The following is a 21,795-nucleotide window of genomic DNA, read 5'->3' on the forward strand; positions in this document are numbered from 1 at the left end:
GCCTCTGACATATACAGAGGTTAACCTTTAATTCTGAATTCTTAATTCTGAATTCTGAATTAGTTTCCCCTCCTACCTCGTTAGAAGGCGTTTCTCGGATCCTGGCTCTTCTTCTTTGGAGCGTCCGGATCGATATATTCAATCTCCAGCTTTTCAAAAGGCACCGACTCAAAAAAAGCGTCCGGCAGGAAACGGGTCATTCCGAATTCATCCCATTCCCGCTCGTTTTTATCCAGCCAGATCGGTTCCGGAAGATCCAGCTCGTGGCAGGCTTCCAGCAGTGCCCTGTGGGCGTCCGCCCGGGTACAGGGAACCGTAGTCTGCCGGTCAGTCCTGTGATGCCGGATCGTCTTTACCCAGAGTGCGGTAGCCATGCGGAGATCCTCCCAGTAATCAATGAATAATGCATATTGCAAAGCTGTTTTTCATCTTGAATCTGTATTCATTCAGGCTTTGGTTGATTGTTTGTTATAATTCTGAATTCTTAATTCTGAATTCTGAATTACAATAAATTATTATCTCATGGATTCATATCGTATGGCAACCTTTATTTTTCCGCCCAGGCTCTCACCGCTTCTGCCGCAGCACGATTCATACCGGGTACGCCGGCCAGTGTCTCAAGATCCGCCGCCTTAATGGCTTTCAGGCTGCCAAAGGCCTTCAGCAGGGCCTTCCGCCGTGCCGGACCCACGCCGGGAATATCCTCCAGCTGTGAATGAATGGAGGCTTTTCCGCGCAGCGCCCGGTGATGGATAATACCGAACCGGTGCGCCTCGTTCCGGACGCGCTGTACCAGCTGCAGTTCCGGGGTACGGTGATCCAGCAGGATCGGTTCCTCCGCGTCTGGCAGCCAGATTTCCTCCAGTCTCTCCGCCAGGCCGAACATGGCCGGCGGCTCAATGCCCAGGTCCAGGATCGCCTGCCTGGCAAACCGCAGCTGCTGCGGTCCGCCGTCGATGAGGATCAGGTCCGGCAGGTCTGTAAACTTGCCCTGTTCCGTTCCTTCCTCTGCCTCCCGGGCCGCGTGGGCATACCGGCGGCTCAGCGTCTCATACAGGGACGCAAAATCATTGGCTCCTTCCACGGTCTTGATCCGGAAGTGCCTGTATTCCTTTTTCGCCGGTTCACCGTCAATGAATACCACCATGGCCGCCACGCTCTGCACGCCCTGGGTATTCGATATATCGTAGCCTTCAATCCGCCGGGGATACCGGTCCATTCCCAGGATTTTGCCCAGGTTCTTCGCTGCCTCCACCGTCCGTTCCTCGTGGATGGTCCGGCGGGCATTCCGCTTCATCAGGGCGTCCCGGGCATTCTTTTCCGCCAGCAGCACCAGTTCATGCTTTTCTCCCCGCTGCGGCGTGGCAACGGTAACCGCGGATCCTTTCTTTTCCCGCAGCCAGAGCTCCAGCTGCTCCGCCGCCCCTTCCGGCAGCGTCTGGCACAGCACGTTCCGGGGAATCAGGCCTGCCTGCTCATAATACTGGGTCAGGAAGGACGCGATCACTTCTCCCGGTTCCTCCCCGCCTTCCCTTGGCAGTGCAAAATGATCGCCGCCCACCATCCGGCCTCCCCGGACGTACAGGATCTGGATCATCGCGTCCAGTCCGTCCTGGGCCAGGGCGATCAGGTCCTGTTCGCTCCGGTCTGTCCGCAGGGCGATCTGGCGTTCCATCAGCCCCTGCACGTCCCGGATTTTATCCCGGATTGCCGCTGCCTTTTCAAACCGCAGTGCGGCGGCAGCTTCCTCCATATCCTTCCTCAGTTTTTTCAGCACGCCGTCATAGTCCCCGCCCAGGAAACTCAGCACACCCTCCATCATCTCCCGATAGGCTTCCTCCGTGCACTTTCCGGCACAGGGGGCAAGGCAGCGGCCGATGTCGTAGTTCATGCAGGGACGTTTGGGGCTCTTCGGCGGCAGGACCTGCTTGCAGGAACGGATGGGAAACACATCCCGCACCGCTTCGATCACCTGGCGCACAGCGTTGGCGCCGATGTACGGTCCGAAATACTTGGCTCCGTCCTTTTCCATTTTCCGGCACAGTTCCAGCCGCGGGAAGGGCTGGCGCATGTCCACCTTCAGATAGGGATAATGCTTGTCATCCTTCAGCAGGATGTTGTAATACGGTTTGTGCCGTTTGATCAGGTTGCATTCCAGGATCAGCGCTTCCAGGTTCGTCTCGCACAGCAATATATCAAAATCGTCTATGTGGGCGATCATCGCCGCCACCTTGGGCGTATGCGCCGTATCCCGGAAATAGCTCCTCACCCGGTTTTTCAGGTTAACGGCCTTGCCGACGTAAATAATCTCACCCGAGGCGTCCTTCATCAGATAGCAGCCTGGGGAATCCGGCAGCATCCGGATCTTTTCCTCCAGTTTTTCTCCCCAGTTGATCACTGTCTTTTCCCCTTCCCCGAATGAAAAGAAGCGGGATCTCCGCTTCTGCTCTTGGTTATTCCAGATTGCCTACGATCTCCTGCAGTTCAGACAGTGCTGTCTGGAGAGCGGTTGCGTTTTCTCCCGTGGCCATTCCTGTTGAAAGCACTCCCAGGAAACGGTCTACTTCGTTCAGCAGGCTCTGCAGTTTTGCGTCTTCCACAAATGGATGTCCGTTCTCAGTGTTGCTCAGGTTGTTGATTACCCGCATGGCATGGACGTTGCACCGTACGCGTGCAAGGATCTGTGCGGAATCCGCGCCGGCTGTCCGGCTCAGTGAGGCTGTATCCGCATAAGCTTCCTTGCATTCCTTCTGCATCTGGGAAATATAAAGCTTATGGGTGTTGTTCTTACCCTGCAGCATGGGAATGCTGAGCACCAGCAGTGCCACCACCGCCGCCAGCAGCAGCAGGATAATGATGTTTCTGATTCGGTTCCTGTTCATTTGTGAGAGAGACATATTGCCGTCTCCCACCTGGGAATAACGTCTGTACACGGCTTTCCCTCCTTTACCCACCTATTCTATCACAAGGGCATATTTCCGTAAAGGGACAGCCACCCGCGTCCCCACCTGGGGCGTCAGGAAACGGTTTTCCGGTTCCGGACCGCGGGCAAAAAGAAAAACCCGCACCCGGTTTGCACCGGTGCGGGTTTCGGTTGCTCAGCCCTGTTTCTGCTTGTGCTTGGGATTCTCGCAAATGACCATAACGCGGCCCTTGCGCTTGATGATCTTGCACTTTTCGCAGATCGGCTTTACAGACGGACGAACTTTCATCGTTATACCCTCCTCTTTCAGGATCAGTTCTTGCTGCGCCAGGTGATCCGGCCTCTGGTCAGATCATAGGGCGATAGTTCAATCGTTACTTTGTCACCGGGATAGATCCGGATGAAATTCATCCTCATCTTGCCGGAGATATGCGCCAGGATCTGGTGGCCGTTCTGAAGCTCCACCTGGAACATGGCGTTGGGCAAAGCTTCAATCACTTTGCCTTCCATTTCGATTACGTCGCTCTTGGACAAACTCAGTCCCCCTCTCGCAGCGAGCGTTTATCGGCAAAACCGTTGTCTTCCAGCGCTCTTCTCAGATCGCTGTTCTGCAGCGCTCCGCCTTCCGGCCGCAAAGCCTTCAGGTTCAGCAGCACCGGTTTTGCGCGCAGATGTTTCGTCTTTTTCTTCTTCGGGTTTTCCAGCTTGTGGTGGCTGCCGTCGGCGATCATGACGATGCCTTCGGACACATTCTCCAGGATCAGGAAGCAAAGTCCCTTATCCCTTCCCTGTGTGCTTTCCACCACTCTGCCAGGCTCAAAGCTGAAAGATTCTTTCATCCTTATTCCTCCCAGGTAAATCCGGGAAGGGTCAGGAGTTCCGGAAGCCCTTCTTCGTTGATGGCAAGTGTGTGCTCATAATGAGCAGTCAGGCTGTGATCCACGGTTCTTGCGCACCAGCCGTCATCGTCAACAGACAGATGCCAGTCGCCGGCGGCAATCATGGGTTCGACTGCCAGGACCATGCCCTTGCGCAGTCTCATTCCCCTGCCGGGTTCACCGAAATTGTACACGGCGGGATCTTCATGCATCTCCCTGCCGATACCGTGGCCCGTAAACTCGCGGATCGGGGCAAACCCGTTCGCTTCGGCCAGGCTCTGGACTGCATAGCCCACGTCGCCAAGCCGGTTTCCGGCCACACACTGCCTGGCGGCTTTCCAGAAACATTCCTCGGTTACCCGGATCAGTTTCTCCGCCTCTTCGCTGATGGTTCCGACGCCCGCTGTAAAAGCGGAGTCAGCCTGCCAGCCGTCGAGGAGCAGCGTGCAGTCCACTGAAATGATGTCTCCATCCTTCAGGATCCTGCGGTCGCTGGGAATGCCGTGCACCACCTCATCGTTGATGCTCGCGCAGATGCTGCAGGGATAGCCCTCATAGTGAAGGGAAGAAGGAATCGCGCGGTGTTTCCGGATCAGCTTTTCAGCCAGGATATCCAGTTCCGCGGTGGATACGCCGGGCTTGATGGCCAGGCGTACCTCATCCTCTACCTCACGGAGGATCTTCCCTGCTTCACGCATCTTTGCGATCTGGCTCGGATTTTTCAGGCTGATCATGCTTTCGCTCCAAGGGCGTTCATGATCGCCGTGAATATACCGTCAATGCCCTGATCCCCGGGGATCGTTTTCAGCAGGCCCTTCTGTCCGTAGTATCCGATCAGGGGCGCTGTCTGGGCATGATATACCTGCAGCCGGTTCAGCACGGTCTCTGCTTTGTCGTCATCCCGCTGAATCAGTTCCTCACCACACTTGTCGCAGGTGGTCTTGCCGTTCAGCATACTGACGTGGTAGGTAGCGCCGCACTTGAGACAGACGCGGCGTCCGCTCAGTCTGTCTACCAGCACCTGGTCGTCCACGGCCAGCTCAATAACGCTGTCGATGGTAGCGAAGGTGCTCAGGGCTTCCGCCTGCGGTACGGTACGGGGGAACCCGTCCAGGATATAACCGCCTTTGCAGTCATCCATGGCCAGGCGTTCCTTCACGATGTCGATGATGACTTCGTCCGGAACCAGCTTGCCGGCGTCGATAAAGCTCTTCGCCTTCAGTCCTGTCTCAGTACCGTCCTTGATCGCCCGGCGGAGAATGTCTCCGGTGGAGATCTGCGGAATTTTCAGCGCGTCGCAGATGCGCTGCGCCTGTGTTCCCTTACCGGCCCCTGGAGGCCCTAAGAAGATAATGTTCATAATGACACTCCATCATTCTAATGAATAAATTCATTATTCATTCGGTTTCAGCAAGCCTTCGGCTTACATGAATCCGTCCATGTCCATGTCGATGCCGCGGACACTCATTTCACCCTGGATGGTGCGGACGGTCTCAAGGGACACGCTCACAGCGATCAGGATGGAGCTGGCAGCGAACGGAATGCTGTTCGCGCTCACACCAGCCAGTGTGATCAGCAGCGTAGGCACAGCGGCCAGGATGGCCAGGAAGAATGCTGCGAACAGGTTCAGACGGCTGACAATGTTCTGCAGGTACTGCCGGATGTTCTTGCCCCGCTGTCCGGGAATCACGGCGCCCTGCTGCTGCAGCTGTTCAGCCTGCTGCTTGGGATCAAAGCTGATGGAAGAATAGAAGAAAGTAAAAGCGATGATCAGCAGACCGGAAACGATCATGTATCCGATCTTGCCCTGATTCATGTTTGCTTCCCACCACTGTGTGAACCAACCCTGCTTATTGGGGTCGATCAGCTGAGCGATCGTTCCCGGGAAAGCCAGGAAGGAATAAGCGAAGATCAGGGGCAGCACGCCGACAGAGACCACTTTCAGGCTCATGTGGGTGTTCTGTCCGCCGTATACGCGGCGGCCCTTCACCTGCTTGGCGATCTGCAGGGGAATCCTGCGCTCGCCCAGTTCCACAAAGGTCACAACAACGGTCATCAGGATGCAGGTGACCACGACGATGATGAGGGTCAGCCAGCCGGAAGTGGTGGCATTTCCGCTCGCCATGGTGAATCCGCTGACAATACCGTTGAACAGGTTGGAGATGATACCGGCGAAGATCAGCAGGCTGATGCCGTTGCCGATTCCCTTCTCGGTAATCCGCTCACCAATCCACATAGCCAGGGCGGTACCACCGGCCATGCTCACACCGACCAGGACGTAGTTGATCCAGCCAGCCTTGATGAAGCCCAGGCCGCGGACAAGTCCGATAGCCTGCAGGGCAGCCAGGCCGATGGTTACGTACCGGGTAATCCGGTTGATCTTCTGACGGCCGTCCTCTTCCTTGCTCAGGCGTTCCAGAGCAGGAATAGCGATGGTCAGCAGCTGCATAATAATGCTGGCGTTGATGTAGGGAGTAATACCCATGGCCATCAGCGTCATTTTCTCGAAAGCATTACCGGTCATCATGTTGACCAGTCCCAGCAGATTCGTGTTAGACATGCCGGCGGAGTTAAAAACCTTCACAGCATCCACACCAGGTGCCGGGATAACACCGACGAGACGGTAAACCAGCAGCATCAGGAACGTGTAGATGATCTTCTTGCGAAGCTCACCAATCTTCCACATCTTACGAATGCTTTCGATCATTTTAAATCACCTCGGCCTTTCCGCCGACGGCTTCGATCTTTTCCTTGGCGGTAGCGGAGAACTTGGCCGCTTTCACGGTCAGCTTCTTCGTCAGTTCGCCTACGCCGAGAATCTTCACACCGGCCAGTTCCTTGCGGATGATCTTCTTCTCGAGCAGAGCGGCGGCATCCACCACAGCACCGTCTTCAAAGACTTCCAGGCGTTCAACATTCACGGTAGCGTAATCGGTGCCGAATACGTTGGTAAATCCACGCTTAGGCACACGGCGGTACAGAGGCATCTGGCCGCCTTCAAATCCGGGCCGCTTGCCGCCGCCGCTGCGGGCTTTGGCACCCTTGTGACCTTTACCGGAGGTCTTGCCCAGGCCGGATCCGGCGCCGCGGCCCAGCCGCTTCTGAGCGGAAGTGGACCCTTCGGCGGGACGCAGTTCATGCAGTTTCATAGGGGTTCAACCTCCTTTATTCGTCAACTTCCTCAACCTTCACCATGTGCTTCACGGCGAAGATCTGGCCCCGGATAGCGGGGTTATCAGGCTGGGTCACGGTCTGGCCGACTTTACGCAGGCCCAGAGCGGCGACGGTCGCCTTATGCTTGGGCAGGCTGGCGATCGGAGACTTCACCAGGGTAATCTTCAGTTTCATCTCTTCTGCCTCCTTATCCCAGGATCTCTTCCACGGTCTTGCCGCGCATCTTGGCAACCTGCTCGGCGCTGCGCACCTGCTTCAGGGCTTCGATGGTAGCTTTAACCATGTTGATCGGGTTGTTGGTTCCGAAACTCTTGGTCCGGATATCCTTGATGCCGGCCATTTCCAGCACGGCACGGGCAGCGCCGCCCGCGATCACACCGGTACCTTCGGGAGCGGGGATCAGCACGGACTTCGCGGTGGAATAATATCCGGTCATTTCATGGGGAATCGTGGTGCCGTCCAGCGGCACGTTCACCAGGTGCTTTTTAGCGTCTTCATTGGCCTTGCGGATAGCTTCCGGAATTTCGGCAGCCTTACCCATGCCGGCACCGACGCGGCCATTCTCGTCGCCAACGACTACCAGAGCGCTGAACCGCATGTTGCGGCCGCCCTTAACAGTCTTGCTGACGCGGTTGACGGCTACCAGGCGCTCTTTGAATTCGCTGACCTGTTCTGTGCGTTGCATTTGCGTCGTCCTCCTTATCAGAATTCAAGTCCGGCTTCCCGTGCGCCGTCAGCCACAGCGGCGACGCGCCCGGTGTACATGTACCCTCCGCGGTCAAAGACCACGGTCTTGATGCCGGCTTCGACGGCGCGCTCCGCGATGAGCTTGCCCACGAGTTTGGCGGCACCCTTCTTGTCCACTTCGTCCAGCTGGCCCTTCAGGGCGGGATCCATGGTGCTGGCGCTCACCAGGGTAATGCCCTTGGTGTCGTCAATGATCTGAGCCTGAATGTGCTTGTTGGAGCGATATACGGAAAGACGCGGGGCTTCGGGGGTGCCGCTGATCTTTTTCCGTACCCGTGCGTGACGGATCACGCGAATTTCATTACGGTCACGTTTCTTAAACATCTGCAGTCACTCCCTCTCTTACTTACCGGTCTTGCCTTCCTTACGACGGATGTGCTCATTCTGGTACTTAATGCCCTTGCCCAGATAGGGTTCAGGCTTCCGAATGGCGCGGATGTCCGCCGCGAGGTTGCCAACCTGCTGTTTGTTGCTTCCCTTAACCACGATGGTGGTCTGGTTGGGAGTTTCGAAGGTGATTCCTTCGGGAGCTTCAAGAACCACGGGGTGGCTGAAGCCGATGTTGATGGTCAGGGTCTTGCCTTCCGCGGCAGCGCGGTAACCGGTACCAACCATCTCCAGGGTCTTGGCGAAACCTTCGGTCACGCCGACGACCATATTGTTTACCAGTGCCCGGTACAGACCATGCATGGCCTTGTGGGGCTTGGAATCAGTGGGGCGTTCCAGGGTCAGGACATTGCCTTCCTGTTTGATGGTGATGTCGGGATTAACCTGCTGGCTCAGGGTGCCCTTGGGGCCCTTCACTGTCACCAGGTTGTTCTCGTCCACCGTCACCGTCACGCCCGCGGGTACTGTGATCGGAAGTTTTCCGATTCGAGACATTTTGTCATTCCTCCTCTGCGGTCAGTAACACGAATGTTTTTTGCCTTTCGGCAAATTTCTACCCGTTACGACTTTATGCGTGAACGGTGATTACCAGATGTACGCCAGCACTTCGCCGCCGATGGCAGCCTTCCGTGCTTCCTTGTCGGTCATCAGTCCCTTGCTGGTGCTGATGATGGCGATGCCCAGGCCGCCGAGAACCTTCGGCAGCTCTTCGCTGCGGGCATAAACCCGCAGACCGGGCTTGGAGATGCGCTTCAGACCCGCGATAACAGGGGTCTGCTTGCCGTTCAGATATTTCAGGGTGATTTTGATCTCGCCCTGGAGTCCGTCATCAATAAAGTCAACCGCCTTGACGTATCCCTCGTTCAGAAGGATCTTCGCGATCGCCTTCTTGGTATTGCTGGCGGGCATGGTCACGGCGTCGTGCCGGGCCACCTGTCCGTTGCGGATGCGGGTGAGCATATCGGCGATGGGATCGTTAATAACCATTTCCTGTCTCCTCCTTTCGCTTACCAGCTGGCCTTGCGGACACCCGGAATCTGTCCCTTATAGGCCAGTTCCCGGAAGCAGATGCGGCATACGCCATACTTGCGCAGCACGCTGTGGGGTCTGCCACAGATGCGGCAACGGGTGTAGGCGCGGGTTGAGAATTTGGCCGGCCTCTGCTGCTTGAGTTTCATGCTCAGTTTTGCCATTATTCTGTCCTCCTCCTCATTACGCCTCGAAGGGCATGCCCAGAAGCCTCAGCAGCTCCTTGCACTCTTCGTCCGTCTTCGCGGTCGTTACGAACACGATTTCCATACCGCGGATCTTCTCCACCTTATCGTATTCGATTTCGGGGAACAGCAGCTGTTCACGGATGCCCAGGCTGTAGTTGCCGCGGCCGTCGAAAGCCTTGGCGCTCACGCCGCGGAAGTCGCGGACGCGGGGCAGGGCAACGCTGACCAGCTTATCCATGAACTCTTCCATCCGGGCACCGCGCAGGGTGACCTTGGCGCCAACGTTCATGCCCTCACGGACTTTGAAGTTAGCGATGGACTTCTTGGCCTTGGTGACCAGGGGCTTCTGACCGGCGATAGCGGTCAGTTCGTTAACAGCCATTTCCATGGCCTTCGCATTATCCTTGCAATCGCCCAGACCCATGTTGATGACGATCTTGGCGAGCTTCGGAACCTGCATGGCGTTCTTGTAGCCGAACTTTTCCTCCAGGGCAGGAATCGCCTCGGCCAGATATTTTTCCTTGATTCTGGTTGCCATTTGGCTCTTCCTCCTTATCAGTCGATTTCGGCGCCGCACTTCTTGCAGACGCGGATCAGTTTGCGGTGGCTCTTGCCGTTTTCATCAGTGACCTTTTCGGCCTTGTTGTTTACACGGGTGGGCTTGCCGCACTTGGGGCAAACCAGCATAACGTTGCTGGCGTCAATGGGCATTTCCTTGTGGATGATGCCGCCGGGGGTCATGGCGTTGCGGGCCTTCTGATGCTTGGTGACAACATTCACGCCTTCAACCGTCACACGGTTCAGCTTCGGGAAAGCAGCGGAGATCTTACCCTTCTTGCCCTTGTCCTTGCCGCTGATAACGATCACGGTATCTTTACTCTTTACATGCATTACCGTTCTGCCTCCTTACAGTACTTCGGGAGCCAGAGAGACGATCTTCATGAAATCCTTCTCACGCAGCTCGCGAGCCACGGGCCCAAAGATACGGGTTCCGCGGGGCATATTCTGGTCGTTGATGATGACGGCGGCGTTGTCGTCAAACTTGATGTAGCTGCCGTCAGGACGGCGCTTGTTCTTGCGCATACGGACGATAACGGCCTTGACGACCTCGCCCTTCTTCACGGTGCCGCCGGGGGTTGCAGTCTTGACGCTGGCCACGATGACATCACCGATGCTGCCGTCACGCCGGAAAGAACCGCCCAGAACACGGATGCACATGATTTCCTTGGCGCCGGAATTATCGGCTACCTTAAGCCGGGTTTGCGGCTGAATCATAGCGGTTTCCTCCTTAAATTACTTAGCTTTCTCGATGATCTCAACGAGACGCCAACGCTTGTCCTTGCTCAGCGGACGGGTTTCCATCACTTTGATGGTATCTCCGATGCCGCATTCATTATTTTCATCATGAACCTTCAGCTTGCTGGTCTTGTTCATGATTTTTCCGTACAGGGGATGACGGACGCGGGTCTTGATCTGGATGACACAGGTCTTGTCCATCTTGTCGCTGACCACAACGCCGATCCTTGTTTTACGAAGTCCTCTTTCTTCCATTGTTCCAGCTGCCTCCTTTCTCAGGCTTCATCCTTCTGCCGAAGGATCGTCTTACACCGTGCGATATCGCGCTTCAGTTGGCTGATCTGCATGGTGTTCTGCAGCTGGCCCGTCGCGAGCTGGAAGCGAAGGCCAAACAGTTCGCTCTTCAGTTCCTTAACCTTCTGCTCGAGCTGTTCCTTGCTCATGGCATTCAATTCATTCGCCTTCATGCTTCTTCACCACCCGCTTCTTTGGCTGTCACTTCTGCGGCTGCCTTAGCGGCTTCGGTTGCCTTGGTGATCAGCTTGGTCTTCAGAGGCAGCTTGTGGCTGGCCAGACGGAGCGCTTCACGGGCGACTTCTTCGGAGACGCCGGCGATTTCAAACAGCACTCTGCCGGGCTTAACCACGGCTACCCAGTACTCAGGAGCGCCTTTACCGGAACCCATGCGGGTCTCGGCGGGCTTGGCCGTTACCGGTTTGTCGGGGAAAATCTTGATCCATACCTGACCGCCACGCTTGGTGTAACGGGTCAGGGCGATACGGGCCGCCTCGATCTGCTGGCTGGTAACCCAGTGCGGTTCGGTGGCTTGCAGTCCGAATTCGCCGTAAGCCAGGGTGTTGCCCCGCTGGGCTTTACCCTTCATGCGGCCGCGGAACTGCTTGCGGTGTTTAACTCTCTTGGGCATTAACATGGCTTACTTTCCCTCCTTCCCGGCAGGGGCTTTCTTGGCCCGGGGCAGGATCTGGCCCTTGTAGATCCAGACCTTAACGCCCAGACGGCCGTAAGTGGTCTTAGCTTCGGAGAAGCCGTAGTCGATGTTCGCGCGCAGGGTCTGCAGCGGAATAGATCCGTCATGATAGTGCTCGCTGCGGGCGATATCGGCGCCGCCCAGACGTCCGCTGACAGCAGTCTTGATACCCTTGACTCCCGGGATCTTCATGCTGCGGCCCATGGCCTGCTTCAGAGCACGGCGGAAGCTGATGCGCTTCTCGAGCTGCTGGGCGATGTTCTCAGCAACCAGCTGAGCATCGGCGTCGGGCTGCTTGATCTCCATCACGTTGATGTGGCAGGGACGGCCCAGGAACTCGGTGATGTTCTTCTTGAGCTCTTCGATGCCGGCGCCGCCGCGGCCGATAATCATGCCGGGCTTGGCAGTGAAGATGTTCACTGTCATGGTCTGCGCCGTACGTTCGATATCAATGTGGCTGATACCGGTGGAGTAGTACTTTTCTTTCAGCATCTTGCGAAGCTTGAAATCTTCCACCAGATTGTTGGCAAAATCCTTCTTCCCGGCGTACCAGCGGGTGCTCCAGTCATAGATGACTCCGACCCGTGCACCGTGGGGATTTACTTTCTGACCCATGTCTTTTCCTCCTTCGCCTTACTTCTGGTCCAGCACCACGCTGATGTGGCTGGTGCGCTTGAGCATCGGTGACGCGCTGCCGCGGCTGCGGGCAACGTAGCGCTTCAGCGTAGGACCGGGATTGGCATACACTTCGGCGACGTAGAGGTTGTCACGGTTCAGTTCCTGGTTGTTCACCGCGTTGGCGATGGCGCTGTTCAGAACCTTCAGGACCACGGGGCTCGCGGCCTTGGGGGTGAACTGCAGGATCGCTGCGGCTTCATCCACGCTCTTCCCGCGGATCAGATCGATCACGATCTTCACCTTCCGAGGAGAGATGCGAATGTACTTGGCATGAGCCTGGGGACGCTTGTCGGCGTTCGCCTTACGGGCCGCTGCCTTTTCTTTCGAACGGGTAGCCATTTCGTTTTTCCTCCTCTTTCAATTACTTCCGCGCGCTGTTCTTGTCCCCGGCGTGGCCGCGGAAGGTGCGGGTGGGGGCGAACTCGCCCAGCTTATGACCGACCATGTCCTCTGTTACATAAACCGGAACATGCTTCCGGCCGTCATGCACAGCAACGGTATGGCCCACAAAGTCCGGGAAGATCGTGCTGGAACGGCTCCAGGTCTTCACGACCGCTTTTTTGCCGCTCGCATTCATCTCGGTGATGCGCTTCATCAGCGCGGGCTCTACATAAGGGCCCTTCTTTACGGAACGACTCATATCTTTCAGGTGCCTCCTTTACTTCGAGCTTGCGCGCTTGACGATCATCTTGTTGGAATACTTCTTGTGCTTCCTGGTCTTCAGACCCAGAGCGGGCTTACCCCAGGGAGTAACAGGAGCCGGCATACCAACGGGGCTCTTGCCCTCGCCGCCGCCGTGCGGGTGATCGCAGGGGTTCATAACCACACCGCGGACGGTGGGCCGGATACCCATGTGGCGAACGCGGCCGGCTTTACCCAGGCGTACGTTCTCGTGATCGGTGTTACCCACGGTACCGATGGTGGCCTTGGCGTTCAGCGGAAGCTTCCGCATTTCGCCGCTGGGCAGGCGGACCTGAGCGTAACCATTTTCCTTAGCCATCAGCTGGGCGCTCATGCCGGCACTGCGTACCAGCTGGCCGCCGCGGCCGGGCTTCAGCTCCAGGTTGTGGATCAGGGTACCAACGGGGATGTTGCTGATCGGCAGGGCGTTACCGGGCTTGATGTCCGCGCTGTCGCTGCTGATCACGGTGTCCCCGACCTTCAGGCCCAGAGGAGCCAGGATGTAGCGCTTCTCGCCGTCCACATAGTTCAGCAGGGCGATGAAGGCGCTGCGGTTCGGGTCGTACTCGATCGCGCTGACCTTGGCGGGGATATCCACCTTGTCGCGCTTGAAGTCGATGATGCGGTATTTCCGCTTGTTGCCGCCGCCCTGATGACGGACGGTGATCTTGCCCTGCTTGTTCCGGCCGCTGTTCTTCTTCAGAACCTCGGTCAGGCTCTTCTCGGGCGCTTTCTTGGTGACCTCTTCAAAGGTCAGAACCGACATATGCCGCCGGGCGGGCGAAGTCGGCTTGTAAACTCGGATAGCCATTTCTTTCGTTCCTCCCTTGCGTTACTGTGCCATGCCTTCGAAGAACTTGATGGGCTTGGAGTCCTTCTTCAGAATCACATAGGCCTTTTTGGTTTCGGGGGTCATGCCCTGGGTGCGGCCCTGGCGCTTCATCTTACCGATGGTGCGCAGGGTGTTGACCTTGGCAACTTTCACGCCGTCTTCCGCGAACACGGTTTCAATGGCGTTCTTGATCTCGGCCTTGTTGGCCTTGATGTCGACTTCGAAAACGTAGCGCTTCTCGTCGATTCCTTCGTAAGCCTTTTCCGTCAGGATCGGCCGCTTGATGATGTCATGGGGGTTCTTCATGCGTACACCTCCTCGACGCTTTCCTTGGCCGCAACGGTCATAACCAGCTTGTCGGCGTTCAGGATGTCGTAAACGTTCAGAGTGTTCACGTAGCTGACCTTCGCCTGGGGCAGGTTCGCGGTCGCGCGGATGATGCTCTCTTCACGCTCGGGCAGGATCACCAGGGCCTTCTTTTCAGCCTGCAGCTTCTTCAGCGTTTCGGCCATCAGCTTGGTCTTGGCATCCTTCAGCTCCAGCTTGTCAACAACGATGATCTCGCCAGCGTTCAGCTTGGTGGTCATGGCGCTCTTGAAAGCCAGGCGGCGAACCTTCTTGTTCACGGCCAGATCGTAATCACGGGGCTTGGGGGCGAACACGACACCGCCGTGCTTGAACTGGGGTGCGCGGTTGCCATGGTGGCGGGCGTTACCGGTGCCCTTCTGGCGGTAGATCTTCCGGCCGCCTCCGCGGACTTCGCCGCGGGTCAGGGAGCTCTGTGTTCCCTGGCGCTGTGCTGCCAGGTAGGAGCGGACCATCAGGTGCATCGCTGCTTCGTTGATCGGAGCCGCGAAGATCTCGTCGCTCAGCTCAACTTCGCCGATGGTCTTTCCTTCCATATTATAAAGTGCGGTTTTTGCCATTGTCTCTTCCTCCTTGCTCAGCTTCAGGCCTTGCAGGTGTCACGGATAATCAGCAGACCTTCGTTGGGGCCGGGCACAGCGCCCTTGACCAGCAGCAGGTTGCGTTCCGCGTCCACCTGGACGACTTCCAGGTTCTGCACCGTGACCTTATCCACACCGTAGTGGCCGGCCATGTGCTTGTTCTTGAATACCCGGCTGGGGTCGGAGTTCGCGCTCATGGAACCCACGCCGCGGTGATACTTGGAGCCGTGAGCCATGGGGCCGGTGTGCTGGTTCCACCGCTGGATGGGACCGGTGTATCCGTGACCCTTGCTGGTTCCGGTGATGTCGATCTTGTCGCCCTGGGCGAACTGGTCGCACTTCAGAACGTCGCCGACTTTGTAGCTGCTGCAGTCTTCAAACCGGAATTCACGCAGGGTGCGCTTGGCCTCCACGCCGGCCTTCTTGAAGTGGCCGATTTCAGGCTTGGTGAGCAGTTTCTTGGCGCGGTTCTCGGTCAGGTCGCCGAAACCGACCTGTACGGCATCGTAGCCGTCGCTTTCGATGTTCTTGGTCTGCACCACTGTGCAGGGGCCCGCTTCAATCACGGTGACCGGTACGAGACGGCCGTCTTCAGTGAAGACCTGCGTCATGCCGATCTTTTTGCCCACGATCGCTTTCTTCATATTAATCGCTCCTCCTGCCTCACAGTTTCATTTCGATTTCGACACCAGCAGGAAGATCGAGCTTCATCATGGCGTCCACCGTCTTGGGATTCGGATTGTTGATGTCGATCAACCGCTTATGGGTGCGGCGTTCGAACTGTTCGCGGCTGTCCTTGTACTTATGGACGGCGCGAAGGATAGTGACGATCTCCCTTTCCGTGGGGAGCGGGATGGGGCCGGAGACACGAGCGCCGGTACGCTTTGCGGTTTCAACGATCCGCTCCGCGCTCTGGTCGATCAGTTTGTGCTCGTAGCTCTTCAGCTTGATACGGATTTTCTGGTTGGCCATTCCTGTTAACCTCCTCAATTCGTTCTCGTTTGCGTTCTCCGGGATCCACTGCAGGTGCAGATCCTCTCTGACGCCTTCGAGTCCGTCGCCCGATTAGCGGGCTGGTCCGTGATAATTACCCGTCTGGCCGGACGGCAACTTACCACTTCATCCCTAAACAGACAACAGGAGAATTATATATGAGTCTTTCTATTTTTTCAAGAGGTAAAAAGCAGTTTTTTGAAAATTTTTTTGAACTTTTTTACTTTTTCGATTTCCCGTAAACGTCGGTTTTACTTGCGTCCCGTCATTCATATGTGAACACTGTTACTGGTGTGTCCCTATTTTTCGCCTATTCCCCCTTTTCCTGGTCTCAAAAAAATATTTTTCAATTTTACAACATAAACTTTCTATATTTATCAATGCTTTCGTCCGATATTTATATACACCCCATCATGTGTGTCTATTTACAGTCCCCCTGAAACATACAAATCGCCCGGAACCTTTCGGTTCCGGGCGTCATATGCTGTATCTTGTATTACAGACTGCTCTCAAGCGCATCATATTGTTCATACAGGCGCTCAATCTCATCCTTCAGGGCGTTATACCGCCGGGTGGTTTCGGCTGCCTTGTCCGGATCTTTCCAGATCTCCGGATCCGCCAGTTCCGCCTCCATCTCTCCGGCTTCCTTCTCCGCGCGGGCAATCGCCTGCTCCGCCGCCTTCAGCGCTTCCTTCTGTTCCCGGAGTTTCCTTTCCTCTTCCCGGCTCCTGCGCTTTTCCTTGTCCATCGCTGTCCGGGTCTGCTGCGGAGCACTGCCGTCCGGTTCCTGGTCACGGCTGACCTTCAGCGCGTAGCTGTCATAGTTGCCCAGGTACTCCTTGATCTCGTTTCCATCCAGTACCCAGACCTTTTCAGCAAAGCGGTTGATAAAGTAACGGTCATGGCTGACCGAGATAATCGTCCCCGGGAAATCGCTCAGCGCGTTCTCCAGCGCTTCGCGGCTGTCCATGTCCAGGTGGTTGGTCGGTTCGTCCAGCAGCAGCACATTATCCTTCCGCAGCATCAGCTCCGTCAGGGCCACCCGGCCCTTCTCGCCGCCGCTCAGGGTACTGACCGGCTCAAAAACCTCATCCCCGGTAAACAGGAACAGGCCCAGCGCTCCCCGCACCTCATACTGTTCCATTCTCGGGAACCGGTCCCATACCTCATCCAGCACGGTTTTGTTCTCATGCAGCTCCGACTGGTGCTGGTCGTAGTATCCCAGATCCACGCCTGTTCCCCAGCGGATTACACCTGCGTCCGGCTTTTCCACGCCGATCAGGCATTGGAGCAGCGTACTCTTGCCTGTGCCGTTGTCACCGATCAGGGCAATCCGGTCTCCGGCGCGGACGTGCATCTTCAGATCCCTGAACAGGATCCGGTCCCCGTAGCCCTTACTCAGGCCTTCGGTCATCAGCACGTCATCACCCGTACGCCGCCGGGTTTCAAACCGGAACCGGATTGTGCTTTCATCTTCAGGCTTCTCCAGCCGTTCAACCATATCCAGCCGTTTCTGCTTGCTGTTGGCAATCCGTATGCTCTTCTCCTTATTGAACCGGCGGTACATGGCGATAATGGCTTCCTGCCGGGCGATTTCCTTCTGCTGCAGCTTCCAGGCCCGCATCCGGTTTTCGTACACAGTCGTCCGCTTTTCCAGGTATTCGGTATAGTTTCCGCTGTATGTCTCTACATTGCCCAGCAGCAGCTCCGCCATCCGGCCGCACACCCGGTCCAGGAAATACCGGTCGTGGCTGATGACAAGCACAGCGCCGTGGAAAGCAGCCAGGTACTCTTCCAGCCAGGCAATGCTCTTCAGGTCAAGGTGGTTGGTCGGTTCGTCCAGCAGCAGCAGATCCGGTTCCGTCAGCAGCATCCGTCCCAGGCACAGCCTGGTGCGCTCGCCGCCGGACAGCAGTCCTGTCTTCATATCCTGGAACTCCCGGAGCTCCAGACCGGCCAGCACACCCTGCACAGAAGACCGCCATCCGTAGCCGTTACTCCGTTCAAACTCCCGGGTCAGCGTGTCATATTTCCCGCCCAGGATCCGCAGTGCTTCCGGATCAGACCCGGATTCAGCCATTTCCTGCTCCAGGGACCGCAGTTCCGCTTCCATACGCCGCTGGGGTTCAAAGACGCTCTCCAGCGTTTCCAGCACCGTCTCCTCCCCGGTCAGCTCGCCCTGCTGGGCCAGATAACCGATCCGGAGCCCTTTCTGCATGCTCACGGTGCCGCTGTCGGCAGTTTCCAGTCCGGCAATGATCTTCATGATGGTACTTTTGCCGCTGCCGTTGACTCCAACCAGGCCCATCCGTTCCCCGTCCTGAAGGGTAAAGGAAACAGACTTCAGCACCTCATGGGTGCCGAAGCTCTTCTTTACGTCCTGAAGGGCCAGTATAATCATAACCTTATGTTCTCTCTTTCAGTATATAGACGCTGCCGACCTCGTCCCGCAGCGCCACCTCCATCCGGATGTCCTCCCCCGGCCGGATGCCTTCCCGGGCCAGTGCGTCAGAGGATACTTTCCGGGCCAGCGTGGGCGTATTGTTCTCTCCGCTCAGGTGGCCGAGGATCACATTGCCCGTCCCGGCATTGATCAGCCGCAGCAGCGCCGATGAGCATGCTTCGTTGCTCAGGTGGCCGTGATCCCCCAGGATCCGTGCCTTCAGCGCCGCGTTATACCGCGGGTTGGCCCGCAGCATATCCGGGTCGTGATTGCTTTCCAGCAGCACCAGCGTGCTGCCCGCCACATTGGCGTACACATCTTCCGAAAAATAGCCCAGGTCCGTCGCTGTGGAAACGCTCAGGTTTCCGCCGTACAGCCTGAAGCCTACCGGATCCGCCGCGTCATGCGGAATGGAAAAGGGTACCACGCCGATATCGCCGAGCCAGAAATCCTTTCCGGCTTCGATCTCCCGCATGCATTCCTGCGGAATCTTTCCCAGCTTGCCCCGCATCGCCCACCAGGTCTCCCTCGTGGCATACAGCGGCAGGTTATATTTCCGCGCCAGCACGCCCGCGCCGGAAATGTGGTCGCTGTGTTCATGGGTAATCAGTACCCCGCTGATGCTCCGTATATCCGCGCCGATGGAAGCCAGTGCGTCCTCGATCGTCTTCCCGGACTTCCCCGCGTCAATCAGCAGCCTTGTGTTCCCGTACTGGCAGAACAGCGCGTTTCCGCTTGATCCGGAGTACAGGGGGCAGAAAAACATGTCCACCTGGTCTTATCCCCGTTTCTCGTCAATCTCTGAATTCGCAATTCAGAATTCATAATTCATAATGATTGTATGCTTTTCCCTGCCGCAATTCCATGTCACATACTGCCAGCTTTCCTTATTTCAGGAAGTAAAAGCCAGGTTGACAATTCAAAATTATGAATTGTGAATTATGAATTATGAATTGTTGTGAAGTATTTGGATCAGAGATCCAAATGCTTCGCAACCCGTTCCGCTTCCGGCGGCGGCGTCATATAGTCCGGTCCGAAGAGCACGGTCAGCACCTCGTCATACTTCTTCGGAATCAGGCACTCCACGTCCTCAAAGGGCGCCGTGATTTTTTCGGCAAACTGTTCCGGATGCCACACATGCGTCATCAGCTCAAACGCGCCATTGGACATGTGCAGGTCGTTCCCGCTCCTGATCCGGGTGGACACCTTGTCGTACCGCTTTGCTTTCCAGGCATAGCTGAAGGGCATGCCCAGCAGGTGGGTCGCCTTCAGCAGGATCCGGTTCTTCAGGTTGAACCGGCTGTAGTCCACGTTCTTTTTCATCATGCCCTGCAGCAGGTGCAGGTGCAGCAGATGCAGTTTCCTCTGCCAGCCTTCCGGCGGCAGCGGATCCAGGATAAAGAAGTCCGTAAAGGCAGCCGCCTTCTCCGGATCCCGGTTCATCACCCGGGGTGTCCAGGTGTCCAGGTAGGTCAGCTCAAACCGGCTGTCACATTCTTTGGGATAAATCTGACGGAATTTGGTGAATTCCTCCCGGGTCATCAGCAGGTCCACGTCGTCATCCCAGGGAATGAACCCCTTGTGGCGCACCGCGCCCAGCAGCGTTCCGCACATCAGGTTGTACTCAATCCCGTGCCTGTCACAGATCGCCTTGATGTCCCGCAGCTGGCAGAGCAGCTCCTCGTGGATCTCGTCCAGCGTCAGTTCCCTTTTCATCTTCGCGCCTCACTCTTCCAGGAAAGCTTCCGCCTTGTCGGCAATGGCTTCCCCGTCCATCCCGTATATCTCTCTCAGGTACTGCCGGTCTCCCACCACGGTGGTAAAGCAGTCGTTCAGTCCGATCCGCTTCACCCGGCATCCGGTTCCCTCTTCCGCAGCCAGTTCGCAGACCGCGCTGCCGAAGCCGCCGATGATCGTATGCTCTTCCACGGTGATAATCCGCCGGAAGTTTGCCAGCAGTTCCTTCACCGTGTCAGTGTCCAGGGGCTTCAGGCAGGGGAAGCTCACCACCCGCGCGCTGATGCCTTTCTCCGCCAGCCGCTCCGCCGCGTCCATCGCCTGGGTCAGGATGCCGCCGCAGCTCAGGATGGCTATATCCTTGCCGCCCCGCAGCGTAATGGCCTTGGGAAAGGACCAGCCCTTCACCGGGCCTTCATGCACTTTCGGTTCATTGCCCCGGCCCAGCCGCAGATAGCATGTGCCCTTCCGCCAGATCATGTCGTGGGTCACAGCCTCGGTCTCCGCGGGATCGCCGGGCGTATAGCAGATCATTTCCGGAATCGCGCGCATCACGGACATATCTTCCGTCGCGTGATGGCTCATGCCCAGGCTTCCGTATACGAAGCCGCCGCCCACGCATACGATCTTCACGTCCGCCTTGTGGTACACGCAGTCGTTCCGGATCTGTTCCAGCGGACGGAGCACCGGGAAGTTGCCGATGGAATAAACCAGTACGGTCCTGCCCGTAGTCGCCAGGCCGGCAGCCATGCTGACCATGCCCTGTTCCGCGATGCCGGCGTTAATCAGCCGGTCCGGAAAGCGCCTGTGGATCTGCCGGAGCACGCCAAAGCCCAGGTCGCCCGTAATCAGGACGATCCGCTCATTCTGCTCCATCTCCTCCTCAAGGACCCGCGCAAACGCGTCTCTCACGGTCTGATTGCCTCCAGTTCCTTCAGTGCTGCGTCATATTCCTCGCCCTGGGGCGTCCGGTAATGCCACAGGATGTTGTTCTCCATAAAGGAGATCCCTTTGCCCTTCACGGTATGAGCCAGGATCACCGACGGTTTCCGGCTGCCGGCGTTTTCCTTTGCCCACTCAAAAGCCTTCAGCAGGGCTTCCGTATCATGGCCGTCCACGCTGATTGCGTTCCAGCCGAAATCCTTCCATTTCTGCTCAAAGGGTTCCAGCCGCAGGGTCTCATCCACCGTGGCCAGGCTCTGCATATGGTTGTAGTCAACCACGGCAATCAGCCGGTCCAGCTTGTACTGGGCCGCCTGCAGCGCGGCTTCCCATACGGAACCTTCGTCGCACTCGCCGTCTCCCAGCACCACATAGGTCCGCCACTGGGCGCCGTCCATCTTTGCGCCCAGCGCCATGCCGGTCCCTACGCCCAGGCCATGTCCCAGGGAACCGGTGGAAACCTCCACTCCCGGCACGCCCTTATGGCTCACATGACCGGACAGGATCGATCCGTTGGCGTAATGTGTCTTCAGCTGTTCAACAGGAAAAAAGCCGGTCTCCGCCAGTGCGGCGTATACCGCGCTGCCCGCGTGACCCTTGCTCAGAATCAGGCGGTCCCGGTCCGGCTTCTTCGGTTCCTTCGGATCCACATTCAGCACGCGGGCATAAAGCACCGCGATAATCTCCGCGACACTGAGTACGCTGCCGATATGGCTGCCCCGGCTCAGGTGGGTCATTTCCAGACCGTTCCTGCGAATCAGCCAGGCCAGCGTTTTCGGATCCCGGACGTCCGGTTCCCCTTCAAACCCGCTGTGCACCAGCGCCTCGTAGCTTTCCATGCCGTCTCCTTCTTAATTCATAATTCATAATTCATAATTTTATAGTGTTCATCTCACTCACAAACAGTCTGCGTCTCTCCGTTTCATATATAT

General features: G+C 57.1%; 35 protein-coding genes. All 35 read right to left on the minus strand.

Features of this window, described 5'->3' with window-relative positions:
• Positions 1-80: 80 nt before the first annotated feature.
• The 35 genes from JYE49_RS08285 to JYE49_RS08455 all read right to left on the minus strand — a co-directional run bounded on the left by JYE49_RS08285 (position 81) and on the right by JYE49_RS08455 (position 21,702).
• Positions 81-374 (minus strand): hypothetical protein, encoded by a 294-nt coding sequence (locus JYE49_RS08285; RefSeq protein ID WP_093957146.1) that lies wholly within the window; start codon positions 372-374, stop codon positions 81-83.
• Between the two features lie 173 nt (positions 375-547).
• On the minus strand, positions 548-2,398 hold the full coding sequence (gene uvrC, locus JYE49_RS08290) for an excinuclease ABC subunit UvrC (RefSeq protein WP_093957145.1): 1,851 nt from the start codon (positions 2,396-2,398) through the stop codon (positions 548-550).
• Between the two features lie 55 nt (positions 2,399-2,453).
• On the minus strand, positions 2,454-2,933 hold the full coding sequence (locus JYE49_RS08295) for a hypothetical protein (protein ID WP_093957144.1): 480 nt from the start codon (positions 2,931-2,933) through the stop codon (positions 2,454-2,456).
• Between the two features lie 165 nt (positions 2,934-3,098).
• Positions 3,099-3,212: a 50S ribosomal protein L36 gene (gene rpmJ / locus JYE49_RS08300; protein WP_025434559.1), complete on the minus strand. Its 114-nt coding sequence runs from the start codon at positions 3,210-3,212 to the stop codon at positions 3,099-3,101.
• Positions 3,213-3,235: 23 nt separating this feature from the next.
• Positions 3,236-3,457 carry a translation initiation factor IF-1 gene (infA, locus tag JYE49_RS08305; protein ID WP_084095087.1) on the minus strand — a complete coding sequence of 74 codons (222 nt, stop codon included), beginning with the start codon at positions 3,455-3,457 and terminating at the stop codon, positions 3,236-3,238.
• Positions 3,458-3,459: 2 nt separating this feature from the next.
• Positions 3,460-3,762: a KOW domain-containing RNA-binding protein gene (locus tag JYE49_RS08310; protein WP_093957143.1), complete on the minus strand. Its 303-nt coding sequence runs from the start codon at positions 3,760-3,762 to the stop codon at positions 3,460-3,462.
• Positions 3,763-3,764: 2 nt separating this feature from the next.
• Positions 3,765-4,535 carry a type I methionyl aminopeptidase gene (gene map, locus JYE49_RS08315; protein WP_093957142.1) on the minus strand — a complete coding sequence of 257 codons (771 nt, stop codon included), beginning with the start codon at positions 4,533-4,535 and terminating at the stop codon, positions 3,765-3,767.
• The gene (locus tag JYE49_RS08320) at positions 4,532-5,161 is read right to left on the minus strand and encodes an adenylate kinase (RefSeq protein WP_093957141.1); all 630 of its coding nucleotides are present in this window, start codon (positions 5,159-5,161) and stop codon (positions 4,532-4,534) included. The genes map and JYE49_RS08320 overlap by 4 nt, the downstream gene beginning before the upstream one ends.
• A 63-nt stretch (positions 5,162-5,224) precedes the next feature.
• Positions 5,225-6,508: a preprotein translocase subunit SecY gene (gene secY / locus JYE49_RS08325; protein ID WP_093957140.1), complete on the minus strand. Its 1,284-nt coding sequence runs from the start codon at positions 6,506-6,508 to the stop codon at positions 5,225-5,227.
• Position 6,509: 1 nt separating this feature from the next.
• Positions 6,510-6,950, minus strand: coding sequence for a 50S ribosomal protein L15 (rplO, locus tag JYE49_RS08330; RefSeq protein WP_093957139.1), 441 nt, complete (start codon positions 6,948-6,950; stop codon positions 6,510-6,512).
• Between the two features lie 16 nt (positions 6,951-6,966).
• Complete coding sequence (gene rpmD, locus JYE49_RS08335) at positions 6,967-7,149, minus strand: 50S ribosomal protein L30 (RefSeq protein ID WP_084095093.1); 183 nt, start codon at positions 7,147-7,149, stop codon at positions 6,967-6,969.
• A 13-nt stretch (positions 7,150-7,162) separates the two neighbouring features.
• Positions 7,163-7,660, minus strand: a complete 498-nt coding sequence (gene rpsE / locus JYE49_RS08340; protein WP_093957138.1) for a 30S ribosomal protein S5 — start codon at positions 7,658-7,660, stop codon at positions 7,163-7,165.
• A gap of 17 nt (positions 7,661-7,677) precedes the next feature.
• Positions 7,678-8,046 carry a 50S ribosomal protein L18 gene (gene rplR / locus JYE49_RS08345; protein ID WP_093957137.1) on the minus strand — a complete coding sequence of 123 codons (369 nt, stop codon included), beginning with the start codon at positions 8,044-8,046 and terminating at the stop codon, positions 7,678-7,680.
• Between the two features lie 18 nt (positions 8,047-8,064).
• Positions 8,065-8,604, minus strand: coding sequence for a 50S ribosomal protein L6 (rplF, locus tag JYE49_RS08350; RefSeq protein ID WP_093957136.1), 540 nt, complete (start codon positions 8,602-8,604; stop codon positions 8,065-8,067).
• Between the two features lie 90 nt (positions 8,605-8,694).
• Positions 8,695-9,096, minus strand: coding sequence for a 30S ribosomal protein S8 (gene rpsH / locus JYE49_RS08355; RefSeq protein ID WP_093957135.1), 402 nt, complete (start codon positions 9,094-9,096; stop codon positions 8,695-8,697).
• A 20-nt stretch (positions 9,097-9,116) separates the two neighbouring features.
• A complete protein-coding gene (locus JYE49_RS08360; protein ID WP_084095098.1) occupies positions 9,117-9,302 on the minus strand; it encodes a type Z 30S ribosomal protein S14 in 186 nt (61 codons plus the stop codon).
• A 19-nt stretch (positions 9,303-9,321) separates the two neighbouring features.
• Positions 9,322-9,864, minus strand: a complete 543-nt coding sequence (gene rplE, locus JYE49_RS08365) for a 50S ribosomal protein L5 (RefSeq protein ID WP_084095099.1) — start codon at positions 9,862-9,864, stop codon at positions 9,322-9,324.
• Positions 9,865-9,881: 17 nt separating this feature from the next.
• Positions 9,882-10,217, minus strand: coding sequence for a 50S ribosomal protein L24 (gene rplX, locus JYE49_RS08370; protein ID WP_093957134.1), 336 nt, complete (start codon positions 10,215-10,217; stop codon positions 9,882-9,884).
• Between the two features lie 15 nt (positions 10,218-10,232).
• Complete coding sequence (gene rplN, locus JYE49_RS08375) at positions 10,233-10,601, minus strand: 50S ribosomal protein L14 (RefSeq protein ID WP_084095101.1); 369 nt, start codon at positions 10,599-10,601, stop codon at positions 10,233-10,235.
• Between the two features lie 18 nt (positions 10,602-10,619).
• Entirely contained in the window at positions 10,620-10,877 is a 258-nt protein-coding gene (gene rpsQ, locus JYE49_RS08380; protein WP_084095102.1) for a 30S ribosomal protein S17, read from the minus strand.
• A 20-nt stretch (positions 10,878-10,897) separates the two neighbouring features.
• Positions 10,898-11,089 carry a 50S ribosomal protein L29 gene (rpmC, locus tag JYE49_RS08385; RefSeq protein WP_093957133.1) on the minus strand — a complete coding sequence of 64 codons (192 nt, stop codon included), beginning with the start codon at positions 11,087-11,089 and terminating at the stop codon, positions 10,898-10,900.
• Entirely contained in the window at positions 11,086-11,553 is a 468-nt protein-coding gene (gene rplP, locus JYE49_RS08390) for a 50S ribosomal protein L16 (protein ID WP_093957132.1), read from the minus strand. The genes rpmC and rplP overlap by 4 nt, the downstream gene beginning before the upstream one ends.
• Before the next feature lie 3 nt (positions 11,554-11,556).
• Positions 11,557-12,225: a 30S ribosomal protein S3 gene (gene rpsC / locus JYE49_RS08395; protein WP_093957131.1), complete on the minus strand. Its 669-nt coding sequence runs from the start codon at positions 12,223-12,225 to the stop codon at positions 11,557-11,559.
• 18 nt (positions 12,226-12,243) lie between these two features.
• The gene (rplV, locus tag JYE49_RS08400) at positions 12,244-12,627 is read right to left on the minus strand and encodes a 50S ribosomal protein L22 (protein WP_093957130.1); all 384 of its coding nucleotides are present in this window, start codon (positions 12,625-12,627) and stop codon (positions 12,244-12,246) included.
• 22 nt (positions 12,628-12,649) lie between these two features.
• Entirely contained in the window at positions 12,650-12,928 is a 279-nt protein-coding gene (gene rpsS / locus JYE49_RS08405; RefSeq protein WP_093957129.1) for a 30S ribosomal protein S19, read from the minus strand.
• Between the two features lie 18 nt (positions 12,929-12,946).
• The gene (gene rplB, locus JYE49_RS08410; protein WP_093957128.1) at positions 12,947-13,780 is read right to left on the minus strand and encodes a 50S ribosomal protein L2; all 834 of its coding nucleotides are present in this window, start codon (positions 13,778-13,780) and stop codon (positions 12,947-12,949) included.
• A 21-nt stretch (positions 13,781-13,801) separates the two neighbouring features.
• A complete protein-coding gene (gene rplW, locus JYE49_RS08415) occupies positions 13,802-14,107 on the minus strand; it encodes a 50S ribosomal protein L23 (RefSeq protein WP_093957127.1) in 306 nt (101 codons plus the stop codon).
• Positions 14,104-14,727 carry a 50S ribosomal protein L4 gene (gene rplD / locus JYE49_RS08420; RefSeq protein ID WP_093957126.1) on the minus strand — a complete coding sequence of 208 codons (624 nt, stop codon included), beginning with the start codon at positions 14,725-14,727 and terminating at the stop codon, positions 14,104-14,106. The genes rplW and rplD overlap by 4 nt, the downstream gene beginning before the upstream one ends.
• A 23-nt stretch (positions 14,728-14,750) precedes the next feature.
• Positions 14,751-15,392, minus strand: a complete 642-nt coding sequence (gene rplC, locus JYE49_RS08425; RefSeq protein ID WP_093957125.1) for a 50S ribosomal protein L3 — start codon at positions 15,390-15,392, stop codon at positions 14,751-14,753.
• A gap of 19 nt (positions 15,393-15,411) precedes the next feature.
• Positions 15,412-15,720, minus strand: coding sequence for a 30S ribosomal protein S10 (gene rpsJ, locus JYE49_RS08430; RefSeq protein ID WP_084095110.1), 309 nt, complete (start codon positions 15,718-15,720; stop codon positions 15,412-15,414).
• A gap of 517 nt (positions 15,721-16,237) precedes the next feature.
• Entirely contained in the window at positions 16,238-18,142 is a 1,905-nt protein-coding gene (gene abc-f, locus JYE49_RS08435) for a ribosomal protection-like ABC-F family protein (RefSeq protein ID WP_093957124.1), read from the minus strand.
• Between the two features lie 4 nt (positions 18,143-18,146).
• The gene (locus tag JYE49_RS08440) at positions 18,147-18,950 is read right to left on the minus strand and encodes an MBL fold metallo-hydrolase (protein ID WP_093957270.1); all 804 of its coding nucleotides are present in this window, start codon (positions 18,948-18,950) and stop codon (positions 18,147-18,149) included.
• 206 nt (positions 18,951-19,156) lie between these two features.
• Positions 19,157-19,900, minus strand: a complete 744-nt coding sequence (locus JYE49_RS08445) for a LicD family protein (RefSeq protein ID WP_093957123.1) — start codon at positions 19,898-19,900, stop codon at positions 19,157-19,159.
• Between the two features lie 9 nt (positions 19,901-19,909).
• Positions 19,910-20,833 (minus strand): transketolase family protein, encoded by a 924-nt coding sequence (locus JYE49_RS08450; RefSeq protein ID WP_093957122.1) that lies wholly within the window; start codon positions 20,831-20,833, stop codon positions 19,910-19,912.
• Positions 20,830-21,702, minus strand: coding sequence for a transketolase (locus JYE49_RS08455; protein WP_093957121.1), 873 nt, complete (start codon positions 21,700-21,702; stop codon positions 20,830-20,832). The genes JYE49_RS08450 and JYE49_RS08455 overlap by 4 nt, the downstream gene beginning before the upstream one ends.
• Positions 21,703-21,795 lie beyond the last annotated feature (93 nt).

The organism is Aristaeella hokkaidonensis (assembly GCF_018128945.1).
Lineage (GTDB): Bacteria > Bacillota > Clostridia > Christensenellales > Aristaeellaceae > Aristaeella > Aristaeella hokkaidonensis.